The organism is Citrobacter braakii (assembly GCF_009648935.1).
Lineage (GTDB): Bacteria > Pseudomonadota > Gammaproteobacteria > Enterobacterales > Enterobacteriaceae > Citrobacter > Citrobacter braakii.
The window spans coordinates 2,626,896-2,643,236 of the sequence record NZ_CP045771.1 but is presented as its reverse complement, the minus strand read 5'-3'; the positions used below and the strand labels follow the sequence as shown (position 1 = coordinate 2,643,236).

The 16,341-nt window shown below is 55.0% G+C and carries 19 protein-coding genes and 1 tRNA gene; 6 read left to right on the top strand and 14 right to left on the bottom strand.

The window, feature by feature from the left end:
• Positions 1–7: 7 nt before the first annotated feature.
• Positions 8–715 (bottom strand): 16S rRNA pseudouridine(516) synthase RsuA, encoded by a 708-nt coding sequence (rsuA, locus tag GFC06_RS12210; RefSeq protein WP_049282329.1) that lies wholly within the window; start codon positions 713–715, stop codon positions 8–10.
• Positions 716–865: 150 nt separating this feature from the next.
• On the opposite strand from rsuA, the gene GFC06_RS12205 reads away from it, so the two are divergent.
• Together GFC06_RS12205 and rplY are read left to right on the top strand one after the other, a co-directional pair.
• The gene (locus tag GFC06_RS12205) at positions 866–2,626 is read left to right on the top strand and encodes a DEAD/DEAH box helicase (protein ID WP_049282328.1); all 1,761 of its coding nucleotides are present in this window, start codon (positions 866–868) and stop codon (positions 2,624–2,626) included.
• A 124-nt stretch (positions 2,627–2,750) separates the two neighbouring features.
• Positions 2,751–3,035, top strand: coding sequence for a 50S ribosomal protein L25 (gene rplY, locus GFC06_RS12200; RefSeq protein WP_016153758.1), 285 nt, complete (start codon positions 2,751–2,753; stop codon positions 3,033–3,035).
• 121 nt (positions 3,036–3,156) lie between these two features.
• Here rplY and yejK read toward each other — a convergent pair whose 3' ends face one another.
• Positions 3,157–4,164: a nucleoid-associated protein YejK gene (gene yejK / locus GFC06_RS12195; protein WP_016157002.1), complete on the bottom strand. Its 1,008-nt coding sequence runs from the start codon at positions 4,162–4,164 to the stop codon at positions 3,157–3,159.
• Positions 4,165–4,298: 134 nt separating this feature from the next.
• On the opposite strand from yejK, the gene GFC06_RS12190 reads away from it, so the two are divergent.
• The 4 genes from GFC06_RS12190 to narP all read left to right on the top strand — a co-directional run bounded on the left by GFC06_RS12190 (position 4,299) and on the right by narP (position 7,324).
• The gene (locus tag GFC06_RS12190) at positions 4,299–4,526 is read left to right on the top strand and encodes a YejL family protein (protein WP_003027506.1); all 228 of its coding nucleotides are present in this window, start codon (positions 4,299–4,301) and stop codon (positions 4,524–4,526) included.
• A 31-nt stretch (positions 4,527–4,557) separates the two neighbouring features.
• On the top strand, positions 4,558–6,318 hold the full coding sequence (gene yejM, locus GFC06_RS12185; RefSeq protein ID WP_016153760.1) for an LPS biosynthesis-modulating metalloenzyme YejM: 1,761 nt from the start codon (positions 4,558–4,560) through the stop codon (positions 6,316–6,318).
• Between the two features lie 74 nt (positions 6,319–6,392).
• A tRNA-Pro gene (locus GFC06_RS12180) sits at positions 6,393–6,469 on the top strand.
• A 207-nt stretch (positions 6,470–6,676) separates the two neighbouring features.
• A complete protein-coding gene (gene narP, locus GFC06_RS12175) occupies positions 6,677–7,324 on the top strand; it encodes a nitrate/nitrite response regulator protein NarP (RefSeq protein WP_016153764.1) in 648 nt (215 codons plus the stop codon).
• A gap of 59 nt (positions 7,325–7,383) precedes the next feature.
• On the opposite strand, the gene GFC06_RS12170 is transcribed toward narP, so the two are convergent.
• From GFC06_RS12170 to napG, 12 genes are all read right to left on the bottom strand, one after another.
• The gene (locus tag GFC06_RS12170; RefSeq protein ID WP_131405172.1) at positions 7,384–8,433 is read right to left on the bottom strand and encodes a cytochrome c-type biogenesis protein CcmH; all 1,050 of its coding nucleotides are present in this window, start codon (positions 8,431–8,433) and stop codon (positions 7,384–7,386) included.
• Positions 8,430–8,987 (bottom strand): thiol:disulfide interchange protein DsbE, encoded by a 558-nt coding sequence (gene dsbE / locus GFC06_RS12165; RefSeq protein ID WP_003834613.1) that lies wholly within the window; start codon positions 8,985–8,987, stop codon positions 8,430–8,432. The genes GFC06_RS12170 and dsbE overlap by 4 nt, the downstream gene beginning before the upstream one ends.
• Positions 8,984–10,939, bottom strand: coding sequence for a heme lyase CcmF/NrfE family subunit (locus GFC06_RS12160; RefSeq protein ID WP_153690198.1), 1,956 nt, complete (start codon positions 10,937–10,939; stop codon positions 8,984–8,986). The genes dsbE and GFC06_RS12160 overlap by 4 nt, the downstream gene beginning before the upstream one ends.
• Positions 10,936–11,415: a cytochrome c maturation protein CcmE gene (gene ccmE, locus GFC06_RS12155; RefSeq protein WP_016153767.1), complete on the bottom strand. Its 480-nt coding sequence runs from the start codon at positions 11,413–11,415 to the stop codon at positions 10,936–10,938. Before ccmE ends, GFC06_RS12160 begins: the two co-directional genes overlap by 4 nt.
• Positions 11,412–11,624 (bottom strand): heme exporter protein CcmD, encoded by a 213-nt coding sequence (gene ccmD, locus GFC06_RS12150; protein WP_016153768.1) that lies wholly within the window; start codon positions 11,622–11,624, stop codon positions 11,412–11,414. The genes ccmE and ccmD overlap by 4 nt, the downstream gene beginning before the upstream one ends.
• A complete protein-coding gene (locus GFC06_RS12145; RefSeq protein WP_016153769.1) occupies positions 11,621–12,358 on the bottom strand; it encodes a heme ABC transporter permease in 738 nt (245 codons plus the stop codon). Before GFC06_RS12145 ends, ccmD begins: the two co-directional genes overlap by 4 nt.
• Before the next feature lie 76 nt (positions 12,359–12,434).
• Positions 12,435–13,094, bottom strand: coding sequence for a heme exporter protein CcmB (ccmB, locus tag GFC06_RS12140; protein WP_003027542.1), 660 nt, complete (start codon positions 13,092–13,094; stop codon positions 12,435–12,437).
• Positions 13,091–13,711 (bottom strand): cytochrome c biogenesis heme-transporting ATPase CcmA, encoded by a 621-nt coding sequence (ccmA, locus tag GFC06_RS12135; RefSeq protein ID WP_016153771.1) that lies wholly within the window; start codon positions 13,709–13,711, stop codon positions 13,091–13,093. The genes ccmB and ccmA overlap by 4 nt, the downstream gene beginning before the upstream one ends.
• 20 nt (positions 13,712–13,731) lie before the next feature.
• Positions 13,732–14,334 (bottom strand): cytochrome c-type protein NapC, encoded by a 603-nt coding sequence (gene napC, locus GFC06_RS12130; RefSeq protein WP_003027548.1) that lies wholly within the window; start codon positions 14,332–14,334, stop codon positions 13,732–13,734.
• 9 nt (positions 14,335–14,343) lie between these two features.
• On the bottom strand, positions 14,344–14,793 hold the full coding sequence (napB, locus tag GFC06_RS12125) for a nitrate reductase cytochrome c-type subunit (RefSeq protein WP_016153772.1): 450 nt from the start codon (positions 14,791–14,793) through the stop codon (positions 14,344–14,346).
• Entirely contained in the window at positions 14,790–15,653 is an 864-nt protein-coding gene (gene napH / locus GFC06_RS12120) for a quinol dehydrogenase ferredoxin subunit NapH (RefSeq protein ID WP_049281464.1), read from the bottom strand. The genes napB and napH overlap by 4 nt, the downstream gene beginning before the upstream one ends.
• Positions 15,640–16,335, bottom strand: a complete 696-nt coding sequence (napG, locus tag GFC06_RS12115; protein WP_016153774.1) for a ferredoxin-type protein NapG — start codon at positions 16,333–16,335, stop codon at positions 15,640–15,642. The genes napH and napG overlap by 14 nt, the downstream gene beginning before the upstream one ends.
• Between the last annotated feature and the right edge of the window lie 6 nt (positions 16,336–16,341).

Genomic DNA, 16,341 nt, shown 5'->3' with positions numbered 1-16,341 from the left:
CCTGAAATTAACGCGGGGTTAAGTTAACGCTGGCGATTTCTTCTTCGGTCAATGGACGGTATTCACCCGGCTCCAGATCCTCATCAAGCTTGATGTCACCAATCCGTTCACGGTGCAGTTCCACAACGTGGTTACCGACGGCGGCAAACATACGTTTAACCTGATGATAGCGCCCTTCGCTGATGGTCAATCGCACCTGAGTTGGCGTAATAACCTCCAGCACGGCCGGTTTGGTCAGGTCTTTCTCATTATGCAGTTGTACGCCATGGGCAAACTGTTCGGCGGTGTCACCTGCCACCGGCGACTCCAGCGTCACCAGATAGGTTTTCTCACAATGGTGACGTGGCGAAGTGATGCGATGCGACCACTGTCCGTCATCGGTCATCAGCACCAGTCCGGTGGTGTCGATATCCAGGCGCCCTGCCGCATGCAGTTTGTAGGCAACCGGCTCATCAAGGAAATAGAGCACTGTCGGGTGATCCGGGTCATCCGTTGAGCAAACATAGCCCTGAGGTTTATTCAGCATAAAATAGCGCGGGCCATTTTGTTGAATCAGGGAATTGCCGTCATATTCTACGTCGTGTTCTGGCAGCAGCTTAAAGGCACTGTTTTTGACGATTTCACCGTCGACGGTAACGCGGTTAGCACGGATCTCACGCCCGGCAATAGCGCGGCTGACGCCGAGTTGCTGAGCGATAAATTTATCAAGTCGCATGAGTGTGATTTTTGCCTGTAAAAAACAAGAAGCGGGATTGCGCCCGAAAAGTGGGACGATTATCCGCCCAGTATAGCGGCGTTACACCATCCCTCAAGGGAAATGATTCATGGCATACTATACATTGTTGCTGCTTACCTTAATGAGCCCATGATTTTTACTCTTCGCCCGTACCAAAAAGAAGCCGTGGATGCCACGCTCAACCATTTCCGCCACCATCGCACGCCAGCGGTTATCGTCCTGCCAACCGGTGCGGGAAAAAGCCTGGTGATTGCTGAACTGGCCCGCGTGGCGCGTGGTCGCGTACTGATACTGGCGCACGTTAAAGAACTGGTCGCGCAAAACCATGCCAAATATCGCGCGCTGGGGCTGGAAGCCGATATTTTTGCCGCAGGACTGAAGCGTAAAGAGAGCCACGGGAAAGTGGTATTTGGCAGCGTACAGTCGGTAGCGCGTAATCTTGACGCCTTTCAGGGAGAGTTCTCGCTGCTTATCGTCGATGAATGTCACCGTATTGGTGATGATGACGAGAGTCAATATCAGCAAATCCTCACTCACCTGACCAAAGTAAATCCCCACTTACGCCTGCTCGGGCTTACTGCCACTCCTTTTCGTTTGGGCAAAGGCTGGATTTATCACTTTCATTATCACGGTATGGTGCGCGGCGATGAAAAAGCGCTGTTTCGTGACTGCATTTATGAATTACCGTTGCGTTACATGATTAAACACGGCTACCTGACGCCGCCAGAACGCCTCGACATGCCGGTAGTGCAGTATGACTTCAGCCGCCTGCAGGCGCAGAGTAACGGCCTGTTTAGCGAAACAGATCTCAATCAGGAACTGAAAAAGCAGCAGCGAATAACGCCGCATATCATCAGCCAGATTGTCGAGTTTGCCCAGACGCGCAAAGGGGTGATGATTTTCGCCGCCACAGTGGAGCACGCCAAAGAAATTCTGGGCCTGCTGCCTGCTGACGATGCCGCGCTAATCACTGGAGACACGCCTGGCGCTGAGCGTGATGTACTGATTGAAGAGTTCAAAGCCCAGCGCTTTCGCTATCTGGTGAATGTGTCGGTCCTGACCACTGGCTTCGATGCCCCGCACGTCGACCTTATCGCCATTCTGCGCCCGACGGAGTCAGTTAGCCTTTACCAACAAATTGTCGGTCGCGGCCTGCGCCTGGCGCCGGGTAAAACCGACTGTCTGATCCTCGATTATGCCGGTAACCCGCACGATCTTTACGCGCCGGAAGTGGGGGCGCCGAAAGGGAAAAGCGATAACGTTCCGGTGCAGGTGTTCTGTCCCGCCTGCGGGTTTGCAAACACCTTCTGGGGCAAAACAACGGCAGACGGCACGCTGATTGAACACTTTGGCCGCCGCTGTCAGGGGTGGTTTGAAGATGATGGCGGCCATCGCGAACAATGCGATTTTCGTTTTCGATTTAAAAACTGCCCACAATGCAACGCGGAAAATGATATCGCCGCCCGCCGTTGTCGGGAGTGCGACACGGTGCTGGTTGACCCGGATGACATGCTGAAAGCCGCGCTCAGGCTCAAAGATGCGCTGGTCCTGCGCTGTAGCGGCATGGTGTTACAAAACGGCCAGGATGAAAAAGGCGAATGGCTAAAAATCACCTATTACGATGAAGATGGTGCCGATGTTAGCGAACGCTTTCGCCTGCAAACTCCCGCGCAACGTACGGCTTTCGAGCAACTGTTTATTCGCCCGCACACCCGAACGCCCGGCATTCCCTTACGCTGGATAACCGCCGCCGATATCCTCGCCCAGCAGGCGCTGTTACGTCATCCTGATTTCGTGGTGGCGCGCATGAAAGGTCAGTACTGGCAGGTCCGTGAAAAGGTCTTCGATTATGAAGGACGCTATCGTCGGGCACATGAATTACGCGGTTAATCGTACTTTTGATTGATGTACCAGCCGTTTAAGTATAGAATCTCGCCCGCTTTTGCATACGCAAAGCAGATCACTTACCTGTTGCTGGGTCGCCTGTAGCAGGAATTATTAAAGAGAGATTTAAATGTTTACTATCAACGCTGAAGTACGTAAAGAGCAGGGTAAGGGTGCGAGCCGCCGCCTGCGTGCCGCTAACAAGTTCCCGGCAATCATCTATGGTGGCGCAGAAGCCCCGGTTGCTATCGAACTGGATCACGATGCAGTTATGAACATGCAAGCTAAAGCTGAATTCTACAGCGAAGTTCTGACCATCGTTGTTGACGGTAAAGAAGTGAAAGTTAAAGCTCAGGCAGTACAGCGTCACCCGTTCAAGCCGAAGCTGGCACACATCGACTTCGTTCGCGCGTAATCGCTTACAAGTTGAAGAAAAACCCCGCCTCGGCGGGGTTTTTTTATGGGATTTTGTTGGCGGTAAAGATGAATCACACAGGCCGGATGGGGGCGTTAACGCCCCCATCCGGCAAACGGCTTTATTTCCCGCCCGAAGTACGACGCTGTAGCTGATCGCGCAGGTTCGGCGGCGTACCTTTGATGGTCAAAGTATCTGTGGCTGGATCCCAGAAAATACGCTCACCCAGTAACATGGCGTCGAAGTTGATGGTTAACCCGCCGCCGCTTCCGGCAAATTTGGTTAACTGGCGCAGCGTGCTGCGATCTGCCGGGAAGCTCTCTTCCAGTTCGTAGCCTTTATCAGCGGTAAATTCGCTGAAGCTGACTTCACTGACGCCGGAAAGCTCTTTGGACAGCGACTCCAACTCGATCTCTTCACCGGCCTGCAATTGCTCGTTGCAGTAGCTGTACACCTGCTGACGCACGTTCTGGCGTTCTGCTTTATCGAGTTGCGCCTCGGCGGTAAAGTCATCGACCGCCTGCAACAGGCCGCGGTTTTGCGCTTTGGCGTTAAGCCCCTCGCTGGCACCCAGGAAGTCCATAAAGAAATCGGCGACTTTGCGCCCTACCCGCCCTTTCAGGAACGTCAGATAGCGCGTGGACTCCGGGTTGGTTTCCCACTCGGTTAAATCAATACGCGCCACGATATCCGCATGATTGATATCCAGATAGTGCGTCGGGTTGATATCCAGATTTTCATTGACGCGCATACTGCTTAAATTGTTCAGCACGGCGACCAGCAGATACTCTACCGCCAGATAGCGGTAATGGCAGAACAGGACAATGCCGCCATCGGCAAAAGGATATTTCGCCAGTTCGTCCCGCAAGCGCCCTGTCGCTGCACGACTAAAGGCCAGAAAATCCTCTTCGCCCTGACGCTGTAACCGCAGCGTTTGCGCCAGTTCACTCTCTGCGCTAAACAGGCCATAAGCTTTATTCTTGGCGCTGTACACCCGATGCAACTCAGCCATCATATCGACAACGGTCGCTGTCGGTTCCAGTAATGAATCGCGCAAGACCAGCTCAAGGTTCTGCTCGTCACGTTTGATAAGCTGGTGCAGGGCAATCTGGTTGATATCCAGACTCATGATAAACTCTCCTTTTAGACCGGGCGGTATTCAACCACCTGCCGGGCAGTGACGCAATAGAAGATAAAAAAGCAGAAAAAAAACTGTCTGTACGGTAATATGTTGCCCTTTCATGAACAGACTGATTTCGATTTATGCCACAAATTTCCCGCTATAGTGACGAACACGTTGAACAACTGCTGAATGAGATGCTCAACGTACTGGAAAAACATAAGGCGCCGACCGACCTTTCCCTGATGGTACTGGGAAATATGGTGACTAACCTTATCAATACAAGCATCGCACCGGCCCAGCGCCAGGCGATTGCCAACTCTTTTGCCCGCGCATTGCAGTCTTCGGTAAACGACGACCAAGCGCATTAAGAGCCTGCTCCGGGGAAACGAACAACAGTTTATGGTAACTCATCGTCAACGCTACCGTGAGAAAGTCTCCCAGATGGTTAGCTGGGGGCACTGGTTTGCCTTGTTCAACATTCTGTTGGCCATGGTGCTCGGTAGCCGTTACCTGTTTGTCGCCGACTGGCCGACAACCCTTGCAGGTCGTGTTTATTCCTACCTGAGCGTTGTCGGGCATTTTAGCTTTCTGGTGTTCGCCACCTATCTGCTGATCCTGTTTCCCCTGACGTTTATCGTCATGTCCCAGAGGCTGATGCGATTCTTATCAGCTATTCTGGCGACGGCTGGCATGACGCTGTTGCTAATCGACAGCGAAGTTTTCACCCGCTTCCACCTGCATCTCAATCCAATCGTCTGGGAACTGGTCATCAACCCAGACCAGAATGAAGCGGCGCGTGACTGGCAGCTGATGTTTATCAGCGTACCGGTTATTCTGTTAATTGAAATGCTGTTTGCAACCTGGAGCTGGCAAAAGCTGCGCAGCCTGACGCGTCGTCGCCATTTTGCCAAACCGTTAGCAGCATTCTTCTTCGTTTCCTTTATCGCCTCGCACGTGGTGTATATCTGGGCGGATGCCAATTTCTATCGCCCGATTACCATGCAGCGCGCGAATCTGCCGCTCTCCTACCCGATGACGGCACGTAAATTCCTGGAAAAACATGGCCTGCTGGATGCGCAAGAGTATCAGCGACGCCTGATCGAACAGGGCAATCCGGAAGCGGTTTCCGTGCAGTACCCGCTCAGCGAACTGCGCTATCGCGATATGGGCACCGGTCAGAACGTGCTGCTGATTACCGTCGACGGTCTGAACTACTCACGCTTTGAAAAACAGATGCCTGCGCTGGCTGAATTCGCCGGGCAGAATATCTCGTTTACGCGTCACATGAGCTCAGGCAACACCACGGATAACGGCATCTTTGGCCTGTTCTATGGTGTCTCGCCAAGCTACATGGACGGCATTTTGTCGACCCGTACGCCTGCGGCGCTGATTACTGCACTGAACCAGCAGGGTTACCAGTTAGGGCTATTCTCCTCGGATGGCTTTACCAGCCCGCTGTATCGCCAGGCGCTGCTGTCAGACTTCTCCATGCCAAGCGTACAAACGCAATCTGACGAACAAACCGCAAGCCAGTGGATTAACTGGCTGGGGCGCTACGCGCAGGAAGATAACCGCTGGTTCTCGTGGGTCTCCTTTAACGGGACGAACCTTGATAACAGCAACCAGAAGAACTTTGCCAAACGCTATGCCAGCGCCGCTCAGGATGTGGATGCCAATATTAACCGTATTCTAAGTGCCCTGCGCGACTCCGGTAAACTGAACAACACGGTGGTGATTATTACCGCAGGTCGGGGCGTGCCGCTGACTCAGGAAGAGAACAATTTTGCCTGGTCGCGTGGTCATCTGCAGGTTCCTCTAGTTATTCACTGGCCGGGAACGCCTGCCCAACGCATCAATAGCCTGACCGATCATACAGACCTGATGACAACGCTTATGCAGCGCCTGCTGCACGTCAGCACGCCTGCTAACGAATACTCGCAGGGGCAGGATCTGTTCAATGCAAACCGCCGCCATTACTGGGTTACCGCCGCCGACGGCAGCACGATGGCCGTTACTACGCCAGAGATGACGCTGGTGCTGAACAACAACGGTAATTATCAGACCTATGATTTACGCGGCGAAAAAATAAAAGATCAGAAACCGCAGCTAAGCCTGCTGCTACAGGTTCTGACGGATGAGAAACGATTTATTGCTAACTGATTAATTATAAATCACTTAGCGATGCTTCCCCTTGCATTCGCAGCGGAAAGCAGTAGTATTAGCAGCCATAGCGTCGGCACGTAGCGCAGCCTGGTAGCGCACCGTCATGGGGTGTCGGGGGTCGGAGGTTCAAATCCTCTCGTGCCGACCAAAAATCCCAGAAAAACCAACCTTCATGGTTGGTGTTTTTATGCCCGCGATTCCACGTTCCTTATTATTACCCCGGCCTTTAGCACAGGTTTTACTACTTACCCATGCACAAATTGGGGTAAAATTTACCCTCTCATCAGCGCGATGAAACTAGACGAGTGATGCGCTGAAAACAATAATGATACTAATAAAAACTCAGGAGAATAGTATGCCTGAAGCAACGCCTTTTCGGGTGCTGATTGTCGACGACCACCCACTAATGCGGCGAGGAATTAGTCAATTATTGCAACTGGATCCCGCATTTAACGTAGTCGCGGAAGCAGGTGACGGTGCCAGCGCTATCGATCTGGCTAACCGTCTGGACCTGGATGTGATCCTGCTGGATCTCAATATGAAAGGCATGAGCGGACTGGACACCCTGAATGCGCTGCGCCGGGATGGCGTCACCGCGCAAATTATTATTCTTACCGTCTCGGATGCCGCCAGCGATGTGTACGCCTTAATTGATGCCGGCGCGGATGGTTATTTACTCAAAGACAGCGATCCTGAAGTCCTGCTGGAGGCCATTCGCAGCGGCGCCAAAGGCGGTAAAGCTTTTAGCACACGCGTCAGCGAATATCTGCGCGAACGCGATCTGTTCGGCGCACAAGAAGATCCCTTCAGCATTCTCACCGAACGTGAACTGGATGTATTGCATGAACTGGCTCAGGGGCTGTCGAACAAACAGATTGCGTCAGTGCTGAATATTTCCGAACAGACAGTGAAAGTGCATATTCGCAACCTGCTGCGCAAACTCAATGTGCGCTCTCGCGTTGCTGCCACCATCCTGTTTTTACAAACGCGCGGAATGCAGTAATCCATGAAGAGGCCGGATAGCCCCGATATGCTAAGCGCTATCGGGGCTATTCTGGATACTTATTTCTCCTGCGGCGTTAGCTGCTCCATCGCCTGCTTAATGCTCCGTTCTATTACCGCCCGACGGGTATCGTTGGCAGGTAATAGTTTCAGCATCATCTCCCACGCCGCAACCGCCTCGCCGAAGCGCTGCTGTTCAAAGGCGTTGAAAGCGTACATGCTGAGAACCCGCACGTTGGCATGTTCGCCACGCACCAGTTGGCGTAGCAGCTCCCCTCCCCGACGGTTATCATCAGGATCGGAAGAACGGGTCAGCGCTTCCGCATAGCCCAGCGCCGCATCGCTGTTTTTAGGATCCAGTCGATAGGCATTGGCATAGGCTTCAGTGGCCGTACTGGCGTTACCGAGAACCATGCCAATGCGTCCAAGCATGATCCAGCCTTCAACATTTGCGGGATCGGCTTGTAAACGTGTGCGCAGCCCCAGCGCCAGACGCGCCATATCTTCTTCATTGAGCGGTTCCGCTTTCGGATCCAACGCCCGTTCCAGCAGCGCCGGAGCCTGAGCAGTGGCCTGCTGCCAGACCTGAACCTGCTTATAGCTGCCGATTTGGTAATAGCTTACTGCGCCAACCACCAGCGCCACCACGATCCCAGGCACAAACAACCCGAATCCACCGCGCTTGCCATTCGGAATAACATCGTCAGGAAACTCTTCCTGTTTCACCCGGACGCGTCGGCGAGTACGGGCGAAAATAATCCAGCCCCCCAGACCAATCGCTACCACCGGCATCACCCACAGCAGCACGGTAAGCGGCGTTAACGGCGGATCGTACGTGACGAAGTTGCCGTAGCGCGCCACCATGTAATCGACAATTTCTTTCTGGCTTTTTCCTTCCTGCATCAGTTCGTACACTTTCTGACGCAGGTCGGTGGCAATCATCGAGTTAGAATCGGCAATGCTGTTGTTCTGGCATTTAGGACAACGCAGTTGTTCAGTAAGCTGGCGGAACTGCTGCTCCTGCGCTTCGTCCTTAAACTGCATCACGTCGATAGTCGCAAGCGCGGATCCCGAGATAACCAGCATTAGCAGGCCCAGTAAAAATCTCATTGCGCAGCCTCCTTACTGTACTTGTCCCATAACGGTTTGATCTCGCTCTCCCACACCCGGGCGTTCAGATCGCCGGCATGGCGATAGCGAATAATGCCTTTGCCGTCGATCAGGAACGTCTCCGGAGCACCGTACACGCCTAGATCCAGACCGAGCATACCGTCGCCGTCAAACAGACTTAATGAGTAAGGATTACCAAGCTCTTTCAGCCAGACAATGGCTTTCTGACGATCATCTTTATAGTTCAGACCCACTACCCGCACGCCTTGCGCAGACAGCTGATTCAGATACTGATGCTCGGCGCGACAGGTCGGGCACCAGGTCGCCCAGACGTTCAGCAATACCGGTTTGCCCTGCGTCAGCACATCGGCCTGATAGTGCTGACCCGGATTTTCCAGTGACTCCAGGCGGAATGTCGGAACAGGTTTGCCGATCAGCGCCGATTCCAGATTAGTGGGATCGTCCCCCTGAGCGTTACGCGCGAGCTGCCACAACAGCGCCGCCGCAATGATGAGAAAAATAATAAACGGAATTAACAGTGCGTTGCGCTTCATACAGCCTCCGACGCATTTTTTTGCACCGCGGCGCGAGGACGCGTCCGCTGGCGATAGCGTGGATCAAACAGGCAGAACAACCCGCCCAGCGCCATCAGCAATCCTCCGGCCCAAATCCAGCGAATAAACGGTTTGTAGTACAGGCGTACAGCCCATGCGCCATTATCCAGTTCTTCACCCAGCGCAGCGTACAGATCGCGCGTGAATCCGCCGTCAATTGCCGCTTCGGTCATCATCGAACTGGTGCTGTTATAGAAGCGTTTTTCCGCATGCAGCGTGGCTTCCGGCTTACCATCTCGGGTAACGCCAATAATGGCAACGCCGCCCCGGTAGTTTGGCCCGGTAATATCTTTCACTTCGCGGAAAGTGAACTGATAGTTATGGATACTAACGCTATCACCCGCTTTCATGCGCACATCGCGTTCAACGCTGTAGTTCTGGCTAAAGGCAATACCAACAATGGTAATCGCCAGCCCGACGTGACCCGATACCATGCCCCAGTAGCTTGGCGTTAGCTTTGTCCCACGGGAAATACGCAGGAACGCTTCGGACATCGCCAGTACGAATATCCAGCACGCCATCGCCAGCCCCACCACTGTCATGGCGGCAATGCGATCCTCAAGCAGCCACGGCAGCAGCAGCGACAGAACAAGGGTGGTGACAAACGCGATAAGCAATAGCGTTTTCAGTTTACGCGGTCGGTCACGGCCCCAGCGCACTAATGGCCCAATCCCCAACAACAGTGCGAACGGCGCCATCAGCCAGGTGAACATGGTGTTGAAAAACGGCTCGCCAATCGAAATGCTGCCCAGCCCCAGCTGTTTGTGCACCAGCGGCAGCAGCGTGCCCAGTAGCACCACCAGCATGGCGGCAATCAGCAGGACGTTATTCCCCAGCAGCAGTGATTCACGCGACCACAGCGCGTTGTTCACCCGTGAGCGAACCTTGTGACCGCGCACCGCAAACAGCAGCAGGGAGCCGCCAATTACCAGCACCATAAAGGCCAGAATAAACATCCCGCGCGACGGATCGGAGGCGAAAGCATGCACCGACACCAGTACGCCGGAGCGCACCAGGAAAGTACCTAACAGACAAAGTGAGAATGCGCAGATTGACAGCAACAGCGTCCAGGCTTTAAAGCTGGCGCGCTGTTCGGTTACCGACAACGAGTGCATCAGCGCCGTTCCCACCAGCCATGGCATAAACGAGGCGTTTTCAACCGGATCCCAGAACCACCAGCCGCCCCAGCCCAGCTCGTAATAGGCCCAGGCCGAACCGAGCACAATGCCCAGCGTCAGAAACACCCACGCCGCCAGCGTCCACGGACGCGAAAAACGGGCGAATGTGCTGTCCAGTCGTCCGCTCATCAGCGCAGCAATCGCAAACGCAAAGGCGACCGAGAAGCCGACATACCCCATGTACAGCAGCGGCGGATGGAAAATCAGCCCCGGATCCTGCAACAGCGGGTTCAGGTCACGTCCTTCAATCGGGAAGTTCGGCAACGTGCGGGCAAACGGGTTGGAGGTAAACAGAATAAACAGCAGGAAACCGACGCTGACCATTCCCATGACCGCCAGCACGCGGGCGACGATATCCAGCGGCATGCGCTGGCTGAACGCTGCAACGGCGAACGTCCAGCCGCTCAACAGCAGCACCCACAGCAGCAGCGAGCCTTCATGCGCCCCCCACGTCGCCGCCACCCGATACCAGACCGGAAGCTGGGTGTTGGAGTTGCTGGCGACGTAGGTCACGGTAAAGTCATTAACCACGAAGGCGTTGACCAGAATCAGGAACGCCCCCATCACACAGATAAACAGTACCCAGGCAAAGGGACGCGCGGAGGCCATCATCCGCACGTCGCCACGCGCTACGCCCCAAAGCGGATAGACCGACAGCAGTAATGCAACGCCAAGCGCAAGGCACAACAGCGCATTGCCAATTTCAGGCATCATGACGTTTTATCCTTATAAACACTTTCCGGGCGACGGTGGTTTTCCTGCATCGCTTTTTCGACTTCCGGCGGGGTGTAATTTTCATCATGTTTAGCAAGCACTTCTTTGGCCTGCACATGATTTCCCCCGTCCAGTTCGCCCTGAACGACGACGCCCTGCCCTTCGCGGAACAGATCCGGCAGAATGCCTTCATAGGTGACATCCACCACACCTTCGGCGTCATAGATGCTGAAATTCACCTTCAACGACTGCGGATCGCGCTTTACGCTGCCAGGCATTACCATACCGCCCACGCGCAGGCGCTGGCCGACTTCAGGCATTTGCTGCGTTTCGCGCTTACCGTAGAGTATCTCTCCCGGCGTATAGAACAGATCGATATTGGAACGCAGCGCGTAGAGCACCAGCGAAATGGTCAAAGCCAGACCTGCCAGGACCGCGCAGGCTATCCATAACCGATTTTTACGTCGAATATTCACGCCGCCTCCCGTTGCACTTGCGCCGCGCGCATGCGCGCTTCTCTCGCCCGCTGCTGCGCGACACCGCGTAAGATTGCACGATGCTGTAACGCAGAATGCAGCACCAGCGCCACCAGCGGGACAATGCTCATCGCCACAGCCAGCCAGACATACAAGGCGTAACCGCCCATCGCGAAAAAATCACTCCATGATGCAAATGCAGGGGTCATTGGCGGCCTCTTTTTAAGATCAGTTCGCTCACCCACGGGCGGCGTTTTTCCATCATCAAAATCAGGTTACGCATGCGCATCAGCGCCAGCGTGACAAACAGTAACAGGTAGCCGACGATCGCCAGACGCAGCGGCGCGCGCATTGCCGGATCGATACTCTGCTGCATACGGGTCGACCCCTGATGCAGCGTATTCCACCACTCGACCGAGTAGTGAATAATCGGCAAGTTGACCACGCCAATCAGCACCAGAATGCCGGCAGCGCGACCAGCCAGACGGCGGTCGTCAAAGGCATGCCACAGCGCAATGGCGCCAACGTAGAGAAACAGCAGCACCAGTTCAGAGGTGAGTCGGGCATCCCAGACCCACCAGGTGCCCCACATCGGTTTGCCCCATGCAGAGCCCGTCACCAGCGCAATAAAGGTAAACACGGCACCAATGGGCGCCATCGCGGCCAGCGCCAGATTGGCCATTTTCATCTGCCAGACCAGGCCAATAAACGCGGCAACGGCCATCGATGCATAAATACCCATCGACCAGATTGCTGCCGGAACGTGCAGATAAATAATGCGATAGCTCTGCCCCTGCTGATAATCCGCAGGCGCGAAGCCAAAGCCCCAGATCAATCCGGTTATCAGTACCACCGCGCTGGCAATCGCCAGCCACGGGATAAACCAGCCACAGATCTGATAGAGCCGAGGAGGCATCGCCAATTGATGAAGTGTTTTCCACATAGTTCAGTCACCAGACTCCGTAAATTAATATCCATTGTGCCGGAGCGCCTTGCCCGGCCTGCATATCTCAACTGCGCTACTGCACGCTTATCCGTAACGCCGCAGCTGTGGCAAACGGGCTTAGCGTGGCGCTGCCGACCAGCAACGCGCCCAGAATCGCCATGTACCCTTCAACCGGTAAGTGCATGGAAGCCGCATCCATCGCCGCGGTCGCAAAAATCAGTAAGGGTATGGTGAGCGGGAGTACCAGCACGCTTAACAGCACGCCGCCGCGCTTTAAGCCCACCGTCAACCCCACGCCCGGCGCGCCGAGGAAGCCCAGCGTCGGCGTCCCGAGTAACAAGGTCAGCGCCATAATTTTCCAGCCGTACATGTCCATGCCGAGCAGCAACGCCACCAGCGGCGAGAGGATCAGCAGCGGCAGGCCGGTCACGACCCAGTGCGCCATCACTTTCGCCAGCACCACTGCCGGCAGCGGCAGCGGCAACAGCATCAGTTGCTCAAGGCTGCCGTCCTGCAGATCATCACGAAACAGGCGCTCCAGCGCCAGCAACGACGCCAGCAGCGCCGCAACCCAGATGATGCCCGGTGCAATACGCGCCAGCAGTTGCGGCTCCGGCCCAATGCTCAGCGGGAACAGCGTAATAACAATCAGGAAGAACCATAAAGGATTGGCGATTTCCGCACTATGACGAAACGCAACTCGTAGTTCTAAACGGAAGATTCGCCACATCATTGCGTTGCCCTCTCGCTGGTCAGCGCAATACGTCGCACTTTATCGGTCTCGACATTGAGCGGTTGGTGGGTGGTGAGAATAACAATACCGCCCTGCTCCGTATGCTGCGCCATACGCTGAGTCAGTCGCTCAACGCCGTTCACATCAATGGCGGTAAAGGGTTCGTCGAGGATCCACAGCCGGGCGCGGGTCAGCCACAAACGGGCCAGCGCCACGCGCCGCTGTTGTCCGGCGGAGAGTTGATTCACCGGGATATCTTCATATCCGGCAAGCCCCGCCTGCGCCAGCGCAGCCAGACACTGTGCGACGTCGCCGTCATGGTGAAAGAAACGCAGGTTTTCCAACGCCGAAAGCCGGGTTTTTATCCCCGGCTGATGTCCGATCCACAGCAGTTGTTGATGGTAGCTGTCCCGCACGTGATGCAGCGGTTGCTCTTGCCAGCAAACCTCCCCTGCGTCGGGACGCGCCAGCCCGGTAAGTAACCGCAGCAAAGTGGTTTTCCCTGCGCCGTTGCTGCCGGTAATTTGTACCCATTCCCCTGCGTTGACGCGAAATGACAAATCGCTGAACAGTATTCTGTCATCCCGCTCGCAAAGTAATTCTCTGGCTTCAAGCATACCTGGTTATCTACATCCTGTTAAAATCCCGGTTTGACTTCGCGCATATCAGGCAGTTTGTGCGCTATCCCTTTATGACAGTCAATACAGGTTTGCCCGTCTTTCACGGCCTGGTCGTGCATTTTGGCCGCAACGCCTTTCTGGGCGGTTAAATCCATAAACTCGAAGTTGTGACAGTTTCGACACTCTTGCGAATTGTTATCTTTCATACGCCGCCACTCATTTTGCGCCATCGTTAAACGATGGTCTTCAAATTTCTGCGGTGTATCTATCAGCCCCAGTGCTTTCGCGTACAGCTCTTTACTGGCCTTGATCTTACGAATCATTTTCGGACCCCACTCATGTGGGACGTGGCAATCAGGGCAAGTCGCTCGCACACCACTACGGTTGTTGTAGTGTACGGTTTCCATGTATTCCTGGTACACCGTATTGCGCATTTCGTGACAGCTAATGCAGAACTCTTCTGTATTGGCCTTTTCCATACCGGTATTAAAGCCGCCCCAGAAAATAATGCCGCCCACAAAGCCGATTAACAACAGCGTGCCGAGCGCCAGACGGCTGGGGCGACGCCACCATTGCCAGACGCGCTTAATCCAGCCTGGTTTACGGTTAGAATTTTCCATAATGACCTCTTATTTCCCGTAACCTTTCGAGGGGGTGAAGGTATTTTCAACAATCGGCGCGGCGTCAGCCTGCGGCACGTGACATTGCAGGCAGAAATAACGACGCGGCGCGACTTCAGCCAATACCTTACCGTCGCTGTCCATAAAGTGCGTCGGACTGATGCGCGGCGCACCGGTGGTGCGATAGCTTTCCACACCGTGACATTGCAGGCAGCGGTTAGTATTAGTCGTCACCTGATACCCTTCAACGCTGTGCGGAACCATCGGCGGCTGATTCACATAGTTCAGCGGCATACGCACTTGCTCTTTCGGCATGCGAATCGCCCCTTCTTGTGTCCCTGAGACTTCCGGTGACTGACTCAGATCCACTCCGTTTGCAGCCCAAACGGCCCCACTGACTACCAGGGCCAGCGCAGCCGTCCATTGACTCAGCGCTTTAATCAGGTCATGGCTTTTCATGATTTCGCTCCCGAACTCCATCGTGTTGTTATTGTAAAAACATCCTCAGAACAGACATCCACACAGCGACCGCAGGCCATGCAATCGCGGCTGGTTACCTGCACCGGACTTTGCTCATCCAGCACCGGCGCACGTAGCACATGCGGTTCCGGGCAAACATGAAAACAATCCATACAGCGGTTACATCTGTTACGTTCTTTTGCCGAAACGGTTAATGCACCTTTACTCCCCACCACGCTATACAGCGCACCCAGTGGGCAAAGATGCCCGCACCAGCCATGCTCAACGACCAGTAGATCAAATAAAAACAGCGCGAGGATCAGCAGCGCCCCGCTGCCAAATCCCATGACCAGGCTCCGTCCGAGCAGAGAGACTGGGTTTATCCACTCCCACAGCAGCGTACCGGTCACGGCGGAACCGACCAGGATAACCACCAGCAGGACGTACCGTATATGGCGCGGCAGGGTTGCAGACTGATTCAGGTCAAACCTTCTGCGCAACCAACTGGCTAAATCGGTGACAGGGTTCATGGGACAAACCCAACTGCAAAACAGTCGCTTACCCGCCAGGGCATACAGCACCGTGATGATGACCGCCCCCATTAACGCAACCGTCGCCGGCAGGTGTCCGCTGGCCAGGCTTTGCAGGGTAATCAGCGGATCGGTGAACGGGATGGAGTCCAGCAACAGGCTGCTACTGTAATTGCCATGCAGGATCCAGACGCCAAGCCACGGGCCGCTAAGGAACATCGCCAGTATCAGAAACTGGCTCAGACGACGCAGCACCAGCCAGCGATGACTCTTCCACCATCCTTTTTTTGCCTGCGCTTCACGCCCGGCGTCACGTTTACGATTTGCCATTGTTCCCCTCCAGCCAACCGAAGCGGTAATGGTGTCCTAACTCCCCTTTCGCCAGCGACAGGGGTAGCACTTTTATTGCTGGCTGCTCCAGGACGCAGACTTTTTCGCATTTCCCGCAGCCGGTACAGGCATCGCTGTGTACGGTCGGAATAAACCGCGCATGCTTGCCGGTACGCATGTTGCGGTCCAGCTCCAGGGTGATAGCCTCATCGATTTTCGGGCATTCGCGATAGCAAACGTCGCAGCGTAATCCCTGATAGTTGAGGCAGTTTTCGTGATCCAGCAGTACCGCCAGCCCCATGCGTGAATCGTCAATAGATTCAATGTCCCTGTCCAACGCGCCGCTGGGGCAAACTTTGGCGCACGGAATGTCTTCACACATTTCGCAGGGAATATCACGCGCGACAAAATACGGCGTACCGGCAGCCAACCCTGAGGCCAGCGTCGCCAGCTTCAGCGTGTCATACGGGCAGGCCTGAACGCACTGACCACAGCGCACGCAGGCACTGGCGAATGCCTCCTCGCTCAGTGCGCCTGGCGGGCGCAGCCGCACGCCGGTTGCACGTGCGGTTTGCTGTTGCAACCCCAGCGCCACGCCAACGACGGCCAGTCCGCCCGCTGCGCGAACCATATCGCGCAGAAAGCGGCGGCGGCCATTTTGGGGTTTTGCTGACCGGGACATAACGCG

What these genes read in the sequence shown, in the direction of transcription:
- GFC06_RS12190 (WP_003027506.1), top strand. Translation starts at nt 4,299, where the DNA reads ATGCCACAAATTTCCCGCTATAGTGACGAACACGTTGAACAACTGCTG.
- yejM (WP_016153760.1), top strand. Translation starts at nt 4,558, where the DNA reads ATGGTAACTCATCGTCAACGCTACCGTGAGAAAGTCTCCCAGATGGTT.
- GFC06_RS12170 (WP_131405172.1), bottom strand. Translation starts at nt 8,433, where the DNA reads ATGAGATTTTTACTGGGCCTGCTAATGCTGGTTATCTCGGGATCCGCG.
- ccmB (WP_003027542.1), bottom strand. Translation starts at nt 13,094, where the DNA reads ATGATGTGGCGAATCTTCCGTTTAGAACTACGAGTTGCGTTTCGTCAT.
- GFC06_RS12205 (WP_049282328.1), top strand. Translation starts at nt 866, where the DNA reads ATGATTTTTACTCTTCGCCCGTACCAAAAAGAAGCCGTGGATGCCACG.
- narP (WP_016153764.1), top strand. Translation starts at nt 6,677, where the DNA reads ATGCCTGAAGCAACGCCTTTTCGGGTGCTGATTGTCGACGACCACCCA.
- dsbE (WP_003834613.1), bottom strand. Translation starts at nt 8,987, where the DNA reads ATGAAGCGCAACGCACTGTTAATTCCGTTTATTATTTTTCTCATCATT.
- GFC06_RS12145 (WP_016153769.1), bottom strand. Translation starts at nt 12,358, where the DNA reads ATGTGGAAAACACTTCATCAATTGGCGATGCCTCCTCGGCTCTATCAG.
- rplY (WP_016153758.1), top strand. Translation starts at nt 2,751, where the DNA reads ATGTTTACTATCAACGCTGAAGTACGTAAAGAGCAGGGTAAGGGTGCG.
- yejK (WP_016157002.1), bottom strand. Translation starts at nt 4,164, where the DNA reads ATGAGTCTGGATATCAACCAGATTGCCCTGCACCAGCTTATCAAACGT.
- napG (WP_016153774.1), bottom strand. Translation starts at nt 16,335, where the DNA reads ATGTCCCGGTCAGCAAAACCCCAAAATGGCCGCCGCCGCTTTCTGCGC.
- napB (WP_016153772.1), bottom strand. Translation starts at nt 14,793, where the DNA reads ATGAAAAGCCATGACCTGATTAAAGCGCTGAGTCAATGGACGGCTGCG.
- rsuA (WP_049282329.1), bottom strand. Translation starts at nt 715, where the DNA reads ATGCGACTTGATAAATTTATCGCTCAGCAACTCGGCGTCAGCCGCGCT.
- GFC06_RS12160 (WP_153690198.1), bottom strand. Translation starts at nt 10,939, where the DNA reads ATGATGCCTGAAATTGGCAATGCGCTGTTGTGCCTTGCGCTTGGCGTT.
- ccmD (WP_016153768.1), bottom strand. Translation starts at nt 11,624, where the DNA reads ATGACCCCTGCATTTGCATCATGGAGTGATTTTTTCGCGATGGGCGGT.
- ccmA (WP_016153771.1), bottom strand. Translation starts at nt 13,711, where the DNA reads ATGCTTGAAGCCAGAGAATTACTTTGCGAGCGGGATGACAGAATACTG.
- napH (WP_049281464.1), bottom strand. Translation starts at nt 15,653, where the DNA reads ATGGCAAATCGTAAACGTGACGCCGGGCGTGAAGCGCAGGCAAAAAAA.
- napC (WP_003027548.1), bottom strand. Translation starts at nt 14,334, where the DNA reads ATGGAAAATTCTAACCGTAAACCAGGCTGGATTAAGCGCGTCTGGCAA.